This is a genomic window from Mycobacterium sp. NGS35 (genome assembly GCF_059812855.1).
Map to the genome: position 1 here is coordinate 331,761 of NZ_JCALDL010000001.1, position 12,665 is coordinate 344,425.

At 67.9% G+C, this 12,665-nt stretch carries 11 protein-coding genes; 4 read left to right on the plus strand and 7 right to left on the minus strand.

Annotated elements, in window-relative coordinates:
- Positions 1 to 2 precede the first annotated feature (2 nt).
- On the plus strand, positions 3 to 1,196 hold the full coding sequence (locus AC5Y4C_RS01670; RefSeq protein WP_499964164.1) for an NADH:flavin oxidoreductase: 1,194 nt from the start codon (positions 3 to 5) through the stop codon (positions 1,194 to 1,196).
- 38 nt (positions 1,197 to 1,234) lie between these two features.
- A complete protein-coding gene (locus tag AC5Y4C_RS01675) occupies positions 1,235 to 3,835 on the plus strand; it encodes an FHA domain-containing protein (RefSeq protein WP_499964166.1) in 2,601 nt (866 codons plus the stop codon).
- Positions 3,836 to 3,862: 27 nt separating this feature from the next.
- Here AC5Y4C_RS01675 and AC5Y4C_RS01680 read toward each other — a convergent pair whose 3' ends face one another.
- Positions 3,863 to 4,177: a hypothetical protein gene (locus AC5Y4C_RS01680; protein WP_499911463.1), complete on the minus strand. Its 315-nt coding sequence runs from the start codon at positions 4,175 to 4,177 to the stop codon at positions 3,863 to 3,865.
- 178 nt (positions 4,178 to 4,355) lie between these two features.
- On the opposite strand from AC5Y4C_RS01680, the gene AC5Y4C_RS01685 reads away from it, so the two are divergent.
- Both AC5Y4C_RS01685 and AC5Y4C_RS01690 read left to right on the plus strand, forming a co-directional pair.
- Positions 4,356 to 5,252, plus strand: a complete 897-nt coding sequence (locus AC5Y4C_RS01685) for a L,D-transpeptidase (RefSeq protein ID WP_499911461.1) — start codon at positions 4,356 to 4,358, stop codon at positions 5,250 to 5,252.
- 192 nt (positions 5,253 to 5,444) lie between these two features.
- Positions 5,445 to 6,119, plus strand: coding sequence for a Crp/Fnr family transcriptional regulator (locus tag AC5Y4C_RS01690; RefSeq protein WP_499964168.1), 675 nt, complete (start codon positions 5,445 to 5,447; stop codon positions 6,117 to 6,119).
- A 14-nt stretch (positions 6,120 to 6,133) separates the two neighbouring features.
- Here the strand turns inward: AC5Y4C_RS01690 and AC5Y4C_RS01695 are convergent, their stop codons facing one another.
- From AC5Y4C_RS01695 to AC5Y4C_RS01720, 6 genes are all read right to left on the minus strand, one after another.
- Entirely contained in the window at positions 6,134 to 6,982 is an 849-nt protein-coding gene (locus AC5Y4C_RS01695) for an SDR family NAD(P)-dependent oxidoreductase (protein WP_499911457.1), read from the minus strand.
- 39 nt (positions 6,983 to 7,021) lie between these two features.
- The gene (locus tag AC5Y4C_RS01700; RefSeq protein ID WP_499964169.1) at positions 7,022 to 8,557 is read right to left on the minus strand and encodes a flavin-containing monooxygenase; all 1,536 of its coding nucleotides are present in this window, start codon (positions 8,555 to 8,557) and stop codon (positions 7,022 to 7,024) included.
- Positions 8,558 to 8,655: 98 nt separating this feature from the next.
- A complete protein-coding gene (locus AC5Y4C_RS01705; RefSeq protein WP_499911453.1) occupies positions 8,656 to 9,231 on the minus strand; it encodes a GTP-binding protein in 576 nt (191 codons plus the stop codon).
- Entirely contained in the window at positions 9,212 to 9,568 is a 357-nt protein-coding gene (locus AC5Y4C_RS01710; protein ID WP_499964171.1) for a DUF742 domain-containing protein, read from the minus strand. Before AC5Y4C_RS01710 ends, AC5Y4C_RS01705 begins: the two co-directional genes overlap by 20 nt.
- 6 nt (positions 9,569 to 9,574) lie before the next feature.
- On the minus strand, positions 9,575 to 9,982 hold the full coding sequence (locus AC5Y4C_RS01715; protein ID WP_499911450.1) for a roadblock/LC7 domain-containing protein: 408 nt from the start codon (positions 9,980 to 9,982) through the stop codon (positions 9,575 to 9,577).
- Entirely contained in the window at positions 9,979 to 12,585 is a 2,607-nt protein-coding gene (locus AC5Y4C_RS01720) for a HAMP domain-containing sensor histidine kinase (RefSeq protein ID WP_499911448.1), read from the minus strand. Before AC5Y4C_RS01720 ends, AC5Y4C_RS01715 begins: the two co-directional genes overlap by 4 nt.
- Between the last annotated feature and the right edge of the window lie 80 nt (positions 12,586 to 12,665).

Here is a 12,665-nt window from a genome sequence, read left to right on the forward strand (position 1 = left end):
CCATGGCCCCGACGAGCGTGTTCTCCCCGGCCAAGCTGGGGCCGATCACGCTGCGCAATCGGATCATCAAGGCGGCGACGTTCGAGGCGGCGACCCCCGACGCGCTGGTGACCGACGAACTCGTCGAATACCACCGGTTGCCTGCGGCCGGCGGGGTGGCGATGACCACGGTCGCCTATTGCGCGGTGTCACCGGGCGGCCGCACCGAGGCCGGCCAGCTGTGGATGCGACCCGAGGCGGTGCCGGGGCTACGCCGACTGACCGAGGCCGTGCACGCCGAAGGCGCCGCGGCCAGCGCGCAGATCGGGCACGCCGGGCCCGTCCGCGTGGGCCCGGCCGACAAGTCGCCGGCGCTGGCGCCGGTCCGCAGCTTCAACCCGATCGTTCTGCGGTTCGCGAAGAAAGCCACCCGCGAGGACATCGACAGGGTGATCGCCGACCACGCCGCGGCGGCCCGGCTGGCCGTCGACGCCGGCTTCGACGCCGTCGAAATCCATCTGGGGCACGGCTACTTCTGCAGTTCGTTCCTCAGCCCGCTGGTGAATCGTCGTGACGACGAGTTCGGCGGCTCGCTGCACAACCGCGCGAAGGTGGCCCGCAGAGCGGTGCAGGCCGTGCGCCAGGCCGTGGGCAACCAGATCGCGGTGACCGCGAAACTCAATATGGCAGACGGGATTCGGACCGGCATCACCGTCGACGAAGCGCTCACCACTGCCACGTGGCTGCAGGATGACGGCGCCCTCGACGCCCTGGAACTGACCGCGGGCAGCTCGTTCGTCAACCCGATGTACCTGTTCCGCGGCGACGTTCCGATCGAGGACTTCGCGAAGATCTTCAAGCCCCCGACGAGCTGGGGGCTGCGGCTGGTGGGCAAGAAGATCTTCCGCGAATACCCTTACCGCGACGCGTATCTGCTCGACTTGGCGCGCACGTTCCGGGCCGAGCTGTCGATGCCGCTGATCCTGCTGGGCGGCATCACCAACCGCGAAACCATGGACCTCGCGATGGCGGAGGGGTTCGAGTTCGTCGCGATGGCCCGCGCGCTGCTGGCCGAACCGGATCTGGTCAACCGGATCGCCGCGGGCGGCACCGCGGTGCGATCGGCCTGCACGCACTGCAACAAGTGCATGCCCGCCGCTTTTCGCTCGCGGCCCACCGTGCGCACCCGATGCGTCGTCACCGGAGCGCCCGGCTAACGCATCGGGACGCCGCTGTCCTTATAGAGTGACGGCTAATGAGCCGACCATCACCGCCCGCGCTGACTGTTCGGACCGACGGGTCGCAACGCACCTTCGCGCCGGGCCACGACGTGGTCATCGGCCGCGATCTGCGCGCCGACGTCCGGGTCGCTCATCCACTCGTCTCACGCGCGCACGTGCTGCTGCGGTTCGACCGCGGCCGCTGGGTGGCGATCGACAACGGCAGCCTCAACGGGATGTTCGTCGACCACCGCCGCGTGCCGTCCGTGGAGATCCGCGACGGGCAGAGCATCAACATCGGCAACCCGGACGGCCCGCGGCTGACATTCGAGGTCGGGCGCCACCAAGGTGCTGTGGGCCGGCCCCCGCAGACCACGTCGGTGCCGGCCCAAGCCCGCGGCGCGGCCGCCCGGCAGGGCCACCAGCAGTCCATGTCGCATGCCCCCGCGGGGTATCCGCCGAGCACGCCGCAGCCGTCGTACCCGCCGACCCAGCCGCCGCACACATATCCGCCCGGCCCATCCAGTGGCCCGCAGACGCGGCCGCCCAGCACGCCTGCGCCGGCGTCCCGGGTGCCGTCGCCGCCTGTGTCGCAGCCGGACACTCAGCCGCCGCCGACGCAGATCCGGCCGACGGCACGTCCCACCGGCGCCGACGGCCAGAACCTGGCGACCAGCATGATCCGCATCCTGCGTGGCGGCGCTGCGCCTCCGCCGCCGGGAGCGACGACGATCGGCCGCGCCACCGACAACGACATCGTGATTCCCGACGTGCTGGCGTCGCGGCACCACGCGACGTTGGTGCCGACGGCCGAGGGCGTCGAGATCCAGGACGCGCGCAGCATCAACGGCACGTTCGTCAACGGCAACCGGGTGGACCGGGCGCTGCTGCGCGACGGCGACGTCGTCACGATCGGCAACGTCGACCTGGTGTTCCAGGGCGGCACGCTGGTCCGTCGCACCGAGACCGAAGCCGCCACGCGCACAGGCGGTTTGGAGGTTCGCGACGTCAGCCTCGAGATCGAGCACGGCCGCACGTTGCTGGACAACATCTCGTTCTCGGCGCGGCCCGGCACGCTGACCGCGGTGATCGGCCCGTCAGGCGCCGGCAAGTCGACGCTGGCGAAAGTGATTGTCGGGGCCAGCAATCCGACCCGCGGCAGGGTGCTGTTCGAGGGCCACGACGTCCACGCCGAATACGCGTCGTTGCGCAGTCGTATCGGGATGGTGCCGCAAGACGACGTGGTGCACGGTCAGCTGACCATCGAGCAGGCGCTCGGCTATGCGGCCGAGCTGCGGCTGCCGCCGGACACCACCAAGGAAGACCGGCGTCAGGTGATGATGAACGTGCTCGAGGAGCTCGAGCTCACCCCGCACGCGGGCACCCGGGTGGACAAGCTGTCCGGCGGACAGCGCAAACGCGCCTCGGTGGCGATGGAGCTGCTCACCGGCCCGTCGCTGCTGATCCTCGACGAGCCCACCTCGGGTCTGGATCCGGCGCTGGATCGCCAGGTGATGACGATGCTGCGCCAGCTGGCCGACGCGGGCCGCACCGTGATCGTCGTGACCCATTCGCTGACCTACCTCGACGTGTGCGATCAGGTGCTGCTGCTGGCCCCGGGCGGCAAGACCGCGTTCTGCGGGGCGCCCAGCGACATCGGCTCGGCAATGGGCACCACCAACTGGGCCGACATCTTCAGCGCCGTGGCAAGCGACCCCGAGGGCGCGAAGCTGCGGTTCCTGGAACGCCATCCGGCCCCGCCGTCACTGCCGGAGACCGAGAAGCCGACGGACTTGGGCAAGCCGGTGCACACCAGCTTGTGGCGGCAGTTCTCTACGGTCACCCGCCGGCAGGTGCGGCTGATCGTCGCCGACCGCGGCTACTTCGTCTTCTTGATGCTGCTGCCGCTGATCATGGGTGCACTGGTCAAGGCGGTGCCCGGCGACGTCGGGTTCGGGATTCCGAACCCCTACGGCGACGCACCGAACGAGCCGGGCCAGATTCTGGTGCTGCTCAACGTCGGAGCGATCTTCATGGGCACCGCGCTGACCATCCGCACGCTGATCGGCGAGCGGCCGATCTTCCTTCGCGAACAGGCGGTGGGATTGTCCACGACTGCCTACCTGTTGGCGAAGATCTGTGTGTTCACGGTGTTCGCGGTGGTGCAGTCGGCGATCGTGGTGGCGATCGCGGTGTGGGGCAAGGGCGCTCCCACCCAGGGCGCAGTGCTGCTGAAGAGTCCGGCCTTCGAGCTGTTCGTCGACGTGGCGTTCACCTGTGTGGCCGCGGCGATGGTGGGCCTGGCGCTGTCGGCGCTGGCCAAGTCCAACGAGCAGATCATGCCGCTGCTGGTGGTGGCGATCATGTCGCAGCTGGTGTTCTCCGGCGGCATGATCCCCGTGACGCATCGCGTTGGGCTGGACCAGCTTTCGTGGTTCACGCCGGCGCGCTGGGGATTCGCCGCGTCGGCGTCGACGGTGGATCTGATCAAGCTCGTCCCCGGTCCGCTCACGCCGAAGGACTCGCACTGGCACCACACGTCGAGCGCCTGGCTGTTCGACATGGCGATGCTGGCCGCGATCTGTGTCGGCTACGCCTCGTTCGTGCGCTGGAGGATCCGGCTCAAAGGCTCGTAGCGTCGGCCCGGTTCCTCCGGGAAACGACTACTCGGGCGGAGGCGGCACCACGGGACGACACACGTTGGCTACCGGGTCCCACCAATTGCCCCAGCCGCAATCCTGCGGAGGCGGCGGCACCACCGGCCGACACACGTTGGCTGCCGGATCCCACCAATTGCCCCAGCCGCAATCCTGCGGAGGCGGCGGCACCACCGGCCGACACACGCTCGCCACCGGGTCCCACCACGTACCCCACTCGCAGTCGGCGTGACTCACCGCTGGCGAGACGACCGTCACGTACGCCAAGGGCGCCAATGCAACGGCAATGGCGCCGGCCAAACGAGGAAACAACTTGCTCATCAAAGGCCCCTCCATCCGCAAGCGTGCAGTCCCCCGGCGCCTGTCTTCTTCCCACAGACATGCCCCGCGAAACGTGCCACCTCCCGTACGCCAGAGCCAGACACGGGACAGACGGCGAAGATACGGCCGCACCGGCCGCTATGCGACACTGCATGCGGAACGCGACTGGAGGGACTGTATGCCGGGCCGGACGAAGAGAAGTCTCTTGACGGTGTCGAGGGCGGCCGTAGTGGCTTCACTCGTGGTTTCGGCGTTGGCATTGAATGCGGCTCCCGCACTTGCAGATCCGGATCCGGCCGTGCCTGACCCAGGGGTCGTTGCGGGGCCGGCCGCAGGGCAGGACCCGACGCCGTTCACCGGCACGCCGCCGTTCGGACCGCCGAGGATCGTCCCTGCCAACGGCTCCACGGTGGGCGTGGGGCAGCCGATCATCATCAACTTCCCCGGTCTGGTCGACGACGCCGTCGCAGCTGAAGGCGCCGTGCACGTCTCCTCGGTCCCTCCGGTTCCGGGAAAGTTCTACTGGATGACACCGACGCAATTGCGCTGGCGTCCGCTGAGCTTCTGGCCCGCCCACACCGCGGTGACCGTCGATGCCGGCGGCACGGTGTCGAGCTTTCGTACCGGTGACGCGCTGGTCGCCACCGCCGACGACGCCACACATCAGCTGACCGTCACCCGCAACGGAGCCGTCGTGAAGACGATGCCGATGTCGATGGGTATGTCAGCCGGCGGCCATCAGACCCCGAACGGCACCTACTACGTCCAAGAGAAGATGCCGTCGGTGGTGATGGACTCCTCGACCTACGGCGTTCCGGTCAACTCCACCTACGGATACAAGACGACGGTCGAGCTCGCGGTCCGGTTCGACGACAGCGGCGACTTCGTGCACAGCGCTCCGTGGTCTGTGGACGACCAGGGTAAGCGCGACGTCAGTCATGGCTGCATCAACATCAGCCCGTCCAACGCCAGGTGGTTCTTCGACAACTTCGGACCCGGCGATCCGATCATCGTGAAGAACTCCAGCGGCGGCACCTACTCCAGGCACGACGGGTCCAACGACTGGCAGATGTAGCCGGCACCTGCCGCCGCTATCGGCGTTGCACGGCGTAATTGCTTTCTGCGCAATGACTTAGAGCTTTCTCGATTGTGCTCCGCGGACGCGCTGAAGCGCGTAGCGTCGCATCGCCAGGACATCCTGCTGGTCAATGTCGACCACTCCCCGATCACCGTGCAGTCCCGGTTCGTCACCTGAGAGGAAGTCGTCGTGAACGAGGTGCTAGCACGCGCCGGCATTTTCCAGGGGGTGGCGCCCAGCGCCGTCGGCGCGCTCACCCAGCAGCTCGAGCCGGTGACCTTCCCTCGCGGACACACCATCTTCCGCGAAGGCGATCCCGGCGAGCAGCTCTACATCATCACCGCGGGCAAGGTGAAGGTCGGGCGCCGCACTCCGGACGGGCGCGAGAGTCTGATCACGTTGCTGGGGCCGGCTGACATGTTCGGCGAGCTCGCACTTTTCGACCCTGGACCGCGCACGTCCACGGTCACCACCTTGACCGAGGTGCGCGCGGTGATGATGGACCGCGCCGCGCTGCGCTCGTGGATCACTCAGTATCCGGATATCGCCGAACAGCTGCTGCGGGTGCTGGCGCGGCGGCTGCGGCGCACCAACGATGCGTTGACCAGTTTGATCTTCACTGACGTTCCCGGCCGGGTCGCCAAGCAACTGCTGCACCTCGCGCAGCGGTTCGGCACCCGCGAAGGCTCGGCGCTGCGCGTCGACCACGACCTCACCCAAGAGGAGCTCGCTCAATTGGTCGGCTCGTCGCGCGAGACGGTCAACAAGGCCCTCAGTGACTTCGCCAAACGGGGATGGATCCGAGTCGAAGGCAAGAGTGTGCTGATCGACGACCCGGAGCGGCTCGCTCGGCGTGCCCGGTAGCAGCCGTCTGTCGCCTAGCCGCCGAAAGTCCGCTTCTCCCACCACAGAACCAGCCGGACGTGCGCGCGAGGGAGGAGCCGAACCAGCAGGTCGACACCCTTGGCGTCTCTACCTACCAGCACCCGGCTCCGGTTGGCCTCGACGCCGTCGAGGATGATGTCGGCGGCTCGCTCGGGAGACATTTTGAGCAGCTTGCGGTTGTACGCCTCGGCGCGTCGGCGCTGCGCGTCGGTGATTTCTCGGCCGGCGCGCTCGGCCTCGGTGAGGGCCGACGTGGCGATGTTCGTCGCGATCCCGCCCGGGTGCACGACGGTGACTTTCACCGGATATTCCGCCGACAACATCTCGGCACGAAGCGCCTCGGTGAATCCTCGCACGGCGAATTTGGTTGTGCAGTAACCAGTCATCGACGCTTGGGCCATCAGGCCGTTGAGGCTGGAGATGTTGACGACGTGTCCGTCGCCGGACTCGATCAAATGCGGCAGGAACTCCTTGGTGCCGTTGATGACGCCCCAGAGGTTGACGGCGATGATCCGCTCATAGGTTTCGTAGTCGCAGTCGATGAGTGGCGCTGCCCCGCTTGCGATTCCAGCGTTGTTGTAGATCTGGTGGACCACTCCGTAGTGTGCGGCGACTGACGATGCGTAGGTCTGCACCGCCGAGCGGTCGCTGACATCGAGAAGTTCGGCATGCGGCTCACCGTTGAGCGCGGTGACCATCTCAGCGGTTTCTGCCAGCCCCTCTTCGTTGACGTCGGAGATCGCCACCCGCGCGCCCCGGCGCGCCAGGCCCAGCGCAAGCGAGCGTCCGATGCCGGAGCCCGCGCCGGTGACCACCGCTACTTTGCCTTCGAACGATCCCACCGTGTTCTGCCTTCCCGACGAGTTGCGTTGCGCTGCAGATCAATTCGCGTCGCTGAGCTGACGCGCCGACGTCTCGTACGCGTCGACGTCGAAGTGCTTCGTCTGTGCGCGGAACCGGAACGTGAAGTCAGGCCACAGGGTCGTGTTGTTGCCATGGGCGTCCAGATACCAGCTGGCGCAGCCGCCGGTCATCCACACGGTGCGCGCGAGCTTGCGCTGCAGCTGCTCGTTGTAGGCGTCTTGGACGTTTCGGCGAACCTCGACGCGGGTGAGCCCGCGCGCTTTCATGGTCTCGATCGCATCGACGACGTAATTCAGTTGCGACTCGATCATGTACACCATCGACGTGTGCCCGAGCCCGGTGTTCGGCCCGACGAGGAAGAACGCGTTGGGAAATCCCGCGATGGTGGTGCCCTTGTAGGCCTGCATGCCCTTGTCGGCGAAGGATTGCGCCAGGCTTCGCCCGTCGCTGTTGCAGATGGTCTCGAACATCGGCGAGTCGGTGACGTGGAAGCCGGTCGCCACGATGATCGCGTCGACTTCCCGCGCTGTGCCGTCCTTGGTGACGATGCTGCGGCCGTCCACCCGCTCGATGCCGTCGGTGATCAAGTCGACGTGGTCGCGGTCCAGCGTCGGATACCAGTCGTTGGCGATCAGCATGCGCTTGCATCCGATGCGGAAATTAGGCGTGACCTTGCGTCGCAGGTCGGGGTCGCGGATTTCGCTGCGGATCTTGGCCTGCGATATCAACTCGAAGACCTTCATCAGGGGCGGATACTTGGCCAGCCCCACCACCTGGGTCTCGCGGGCGGCGTAGATCCCGAACCGGGCGAGCCACAGCACACCGGGCACATTGCGGAACGCCCACCGCTCGACAGGGGTGAACGGCCGGTCGAATCGCGGCAAGAGCCAGGGGGCGGTTCTCTGATAGACGTCGATGTGGCCCACCGTGTCCGCGATGGCCGGCACGATCTGGATCGCCGACGCGCCCGTGCCGATCACAGCGACGCGCTTTCCGCGCAAGTCGGCCGCGTGGTTCCACTGCGCCGAGTGGAAGAGTTCGCCGTCGAAGGCATCGATCCCGGGTATGTCCGGCAGTTTGGGCTCCGCCAGCGCGCCGAAGGCGCCGATCAGCACGTCGGCAGTCATCGTCCCGCGTGACGTCGACAGCTCCCAGTGGTTGCGGCGCTCGTTCCATGCCGCCCTTTTCACCTCGCAGCCGAACACATGCCGGTCGAGGACACCGGCCCGGCGAGCGACTCCGCGCAGGTAGTTCTGGATCTCCTCCTGCCTCGAGAACGACCGCGTCCAGTCCGGGTTCAGGGCGAACGAGTACGAGTACAGGTGCGACGGCACGTCACAGGCGGCGCCCGGGTAGGTGTTGTCGCGCCAGGTCCCGCCGACGTCGGTGCCGCGCTCGAGTACGACGAAGTCGCGGTGACCGGCTTCGTCCAGCTTGACGGCCGCGCCCAGGCCGGAGAAACCGCTACCGACAATCGCGACGCCGACGTGACGCGGCAATCGATCCGGATGCGAGGGACTGGACGACACCTGCGTCACGGTCTGCTCCTTCATCTGTCGACGGTTCCAGACCGCTCTAGTTAATCGCCCCACAAGGGCGAACGCACCTACCTACGTTAGCGTAGGTTACCGAATAGTAACCGGCCGGGCGCTCACCGCGCCGGCGTCAGCTGCTCCAGCGCGTACTCCGCGAGCGCAATCAGCGCCTGTTTTGCCGAATCCCGTTGTCGCGCATCGACATCGATCACCGGAACGCCGGGCGGCAGCGAAAGCGCTTTGCGCACCTCGTCGGCCGGGTAGCGCGGTGCGCCGTCGAACTGGTTGACCGCCACCAGAAACGGCAGTCGGTGCGCTTCGAAGAAGTCCACGGCCGCGAAGCTGTCTTGCAGCCGGCGTACGTCCACCAGGACGATCGCGCCGATCGCACCGCGCACCAGGTCGTCCCACATGAACCAGAAGCGGCGCTGCCCTGGCGTGCCGAACAGGTACAACACCAGGTCCTCTTCTGCCAAGGTGATGCGGCCGAAGTCCATGGCCACCGTGGTGGTTCTCTTGTCGGGCGTGCCGTCGAGTTCATCCACACCCACCGAGGCCTCGGTCAGGATCGCCTCGGTGCGCAGCGGCATGATCTCGGACACCGAACCGACGAAAGTGGTTTTGCCTGCGCCGAATCCGCCGGCGATCACGATCTTGGTGGAGGCTTGGGTCTCAGAGTGTGCGGAGGCCACGCAGCGTCCTTCCGATCAACTCACGCCGCTCCTCGACCGACGAGTCGTCGTCGAGCGTGGCGAGTACCCGCAGGTGCCCGGATTCGATTAGGTCAGCCACCAGCACCCGCGTCACGCCGAGCGGCAGGCTCAGCTTCGACGCGATCTCCGCAACGGACGGCCTTGCGGCACAGAGCTTCACGATGTCCTCTCGTACGTCGTTGGGAAGCCAGCCGTTGGCGTCGGCGGACCGGCATAGCGCAATCGGCGCTTCAAGCGGCAGCGCAATGCTCGCGCTCGTCCGCCCGGCCGTCAGAGTGTACGGCCGGACCAGGTTCGGTTCACTGCGGGGGTTCACTACGCCTCACGACTGCTGCGTCGCTCGCCGTGCCGACTTCACCACTGCCCCAACGCGTTCCACCAAGACCGCCATCTCGTAGCCGACTTGACCGATGTCGCACGACGTGGACGCCAGCGCCGCCAGGTGCGACCCGTCTCCCACCCGCATCAGCAGCAGGTAGCCGTTTTCCATCTCGACCACCGACTGCAGCACACGGCCGCCTTCGAACAGTTGCGCCGCGCCTGTCGACAAGCTCGCCAATCCCGAACTGACAGCGGCCAATTGGTCGGCGCGTTCTGTCGGCAGATGCGCACTGGCGGCCACCAGTAGGCCGTCGGCGGACACCAGGATCGCATGCGACACGCCGGGCACGTCCCGGGCGAACGCCGACACCAGCCAGTCCAGCGACTGGTTGCGCGCGGGACGCGTCATTCGTCGTCTCCCGCGTCGTCTTCGCGCGCGTGCGACCGGCCGGCGCGCACCCCGCTCCAGTGGCTGGACAGCGACGCCCGCACGGCTTCGGGGTCACGCTCGGCCGTCGCATCCACGTCGCGGTCGTCGTCCGGTTTGCGGTGTGCGGCGCCGTTCGGCCGCCCGGTGGAGGCCTGAGCCGAGCCGGGCACCAGCCGTGCGCCGGGCTCGCGCACCGGCAAGCCATGCTCGGTGCGCTGTTCGACCGGCACCTCTTCGGCCTGCGCGGCCGCCTCCCAGCCGCTGTCCCATACCGATTCCCACGACTGGAACGGCTGCATCAACTCCTGCGGATCGATCAGCCACTCCGAGACCATCTTCTGGAAGATCACGTCGGTGTCGCCCAGCGGTGACGACGGCGGCCGGGTGCGGGCCGCAGGCTCCTGCGGTTCGGCGGCCTGCTCACGGGAAGCGAAGTACGCCGACGTGTCCGCGGGCGTGCGGGGCTCGGCTGGCTGCTCTAGCTGCTCGCCCGGCAGCGCGACGATGCCGCTGGCGCCGGGAGCCCGCCGCGGTAGCAGCGAGTCCTGGTCGTCCTGCGCCGGAATGTCGTTGCGGTGCGATGGTTCCGCGAATGCAGGGCGGGTGGCAGCCTGGCTGATGGCCGCCGTCGCGTCGTCGCTTTCCAGGGTTTCGTCGTGCTGCTCGGGGCGGGTCCAGCCCGTCGCGCCCGGCCGTTCGATCAGCTCGGCGGGGATGAACACGCCGGCGGTCAGGCCTGAGCCCGGCTCGCCGGCCACCGAGCTGCGCAGCCGCACCACCAGCCCGTGCCGCTGGGCCAGCCGCCCGACCACGAACAGCCCCATGTGGCGGGCGGTGTAGGGGGTCACCTCGCCGCCGGACTCCAGGCGCATGTTGGTCATCCGCAGGTCGCCCTCGGTCATGCCGAGGCCGCTGTCGCTGATCTCGATGACCAGCCCGCGCGGACCGGTGCGCACCGCAGACACCCGAACTTCGGAGGTGGGCGGCGAGTAGCGCAGCGCGTTGTCGATCAACTCCGCGAGTAGGTGCACGACGTCGGGTGCCGCGGAGCCGACGACCGCGCTGTCGGGCACCGTGGTGATGACCACCCGTTGGTAATCCTCGACTTGCGAGGTCGCCGCCTTGACGACATCGGCCACCGCCATCGATTCGGCGTGCTCGCGGCGAGGCTTCGCCCCGGACAGCACCAGCAGGTTGCTGCCGCTGCGGCGCATCCGCGCGGCCAGGTGGTCGAGCTTGAACAACGCCTCCAGCCGCCGCGGGTCGTCCTCGTTGCGTTCGAGCTCGTCGATCAACGACAGCTGCTGGTCCACCAGCGAGCGGGTGCGCCGCGACATCGTCTCGAACATGTCGCTGACGTGCAGGGCAAGCCGCGACTGCTCGGCCGCCATCATCAATGCCTGCTCGTGCAGGTCGTCGACCGCGTGGGCGACCTGGCCGATCTCCTCGGTGGTGTAGACGGGAATCGGCACGACGGGCTCGGGCTCGTGGCCGGCGCGGATACGTTCCACTTCGGCGGGTAGGTCTTCGTGGGCCACCCGCAGCGCGCCCTCCCGCAGCCGGCGCAGCGGCTGGACCAGCGACCGAGCGCCCAGGACCACGGCGACAATGCCGAGCAAAAGCGCGACCAGGACGATCGCCGCATCCCGGATCGCGGCGGCACGCGCCGCTGACGCCTGCTGGTCCACCGCGGCGGTCACCGAGGGCGTGGTGTCACTGATCACCTTCTTGGCGATGTCCTCGGTGGCCTGCAGGGACTGCAGGAGGTCGGGATTGCCGGCGAGCACGGCGTTCGGATCGGACATGACGGCCATCCGGCTGACCATCTGCTGTTGCAGTGCCTTGGCGTCCGCGGAGCCGACGCCGAGCACCTGGTTCATGCCGAACAGCGTGGAAGGCTCGGTGCCGGCCAGCGTGATCATCGACGTGCGCAGCTCCGGCTCCGGCAGCTCGCCACCACGGTTGACCAGAAGTTTCTGCATCGTCATCTGGCCGCGCGCCCCGACGGCGCGGCTGAGCCCTTGGGCCTGTGCGCGGATCTGTTCGTCGTCAACCCGCACCGACCCGTTGATCGCGTCTTCGGCGGTCAGCAGGATCGGTGCGTACGTGGTCACGGTGTCGCGAACTGCCATGCTGTTCGACGCGGCCTGGTCGAGTAGCGCAGGACCGCTGTTCAACAGCGTGGTGATGCCGGAGCGGACGTCCGCGTCGACGTCGGTGCCGGCCAGTTTGCGCTCCAGTGCCGCGCGGGAGTCGTCGAACGCCTTGCGGGCGACCGGGCCGTCAGGACCCGATGCGTAGGCCAGCAGGGCGCTCTCCAAGGCGCCGGTGTAGTCCTCGATCGGTGCGACGAGGTCCGCGCGGGCGGCGGCGGCGCGCAGATTCCGGGCGTCGTTGACGCTGTGATACACGCGCAGACCGCCGAACGCCACCGCCAGCGCGATCGGGATGACGACGATCGCGAGTACCTTCCAGGCCACCGGCCAATTCGACGGCGACCACGACGGCGGACGTTTGGGCGGCGCTTCCGGCGGACTTTCTTCCGCGTCGTCGGGCAGCACCGGCTGCTCGAACATCGTCATCGCTGCACGCTGTTTCGAATGTGCGCCTGGCTCATAGACTTTCCTGCTTTTGTCGACCCCGACGTCGGGCGGCGCGGTAA

What these genes read in the sequence shown, in the direction of transcription:
- AC5Y4C_RS01670 (WP_499964164.1), top strand. Translation starts at nt 3, where the DNA reads ATGGCCCCGACGAGCGTGTTCTCCCCGGCCAAGCTGGGGCCGATCACG.
- AC5Y4C_RS01675 (WP_499964166.1), top strand. Translation starts at nt 1,235, where the DNA reads ATGAGCCGACCATCACCGCCCGCGCTGACTGTTCGGACCGACGGGTCG.
- AC5Y4C_RS01680 (WP_499911463.1), bottom strand. Translation starts at nt 4,177, where the DNA reads ATGAGCAAGTTGTTTCCTCGTTTGGCCGGCGCCATTGCCGTTGCATTG.
- AC5Y4C_RS01685 (WP_499911461.1), top strand. Translation starts at nt 4,356, where the DNA reads ATGCCGGGCCGGACGAAGAGAAGTCTCTTGACGGTGTCGAGGGCGGCC.
- AC5Y4C_RS01700 (WP_499964169.1), bottom strand. Translation starts at nt 8,557, where the DNA reads ATGAAGGAGCAGACCGTGACGCAGGTGTCGTCCAGTCCCTCGCATCCG.
- AC5Y4C_RS01715 (WP_499911450.1), bottom strand. Translation starts at nt 9,982, where the DNA reads ATGACGCGTCCCGCGCGCAACCAGTCGCTGGACTGGCTGGTGTCGGCG.
- AC5Y4C_RS01720 (WP_499911448.1), bottom strand. Translation starts at nt 12,585, where the DNA reads ATGACGATGTTCGAGCAGCCGGTGCTGCCCGACGACGCGGAAGAAAGT.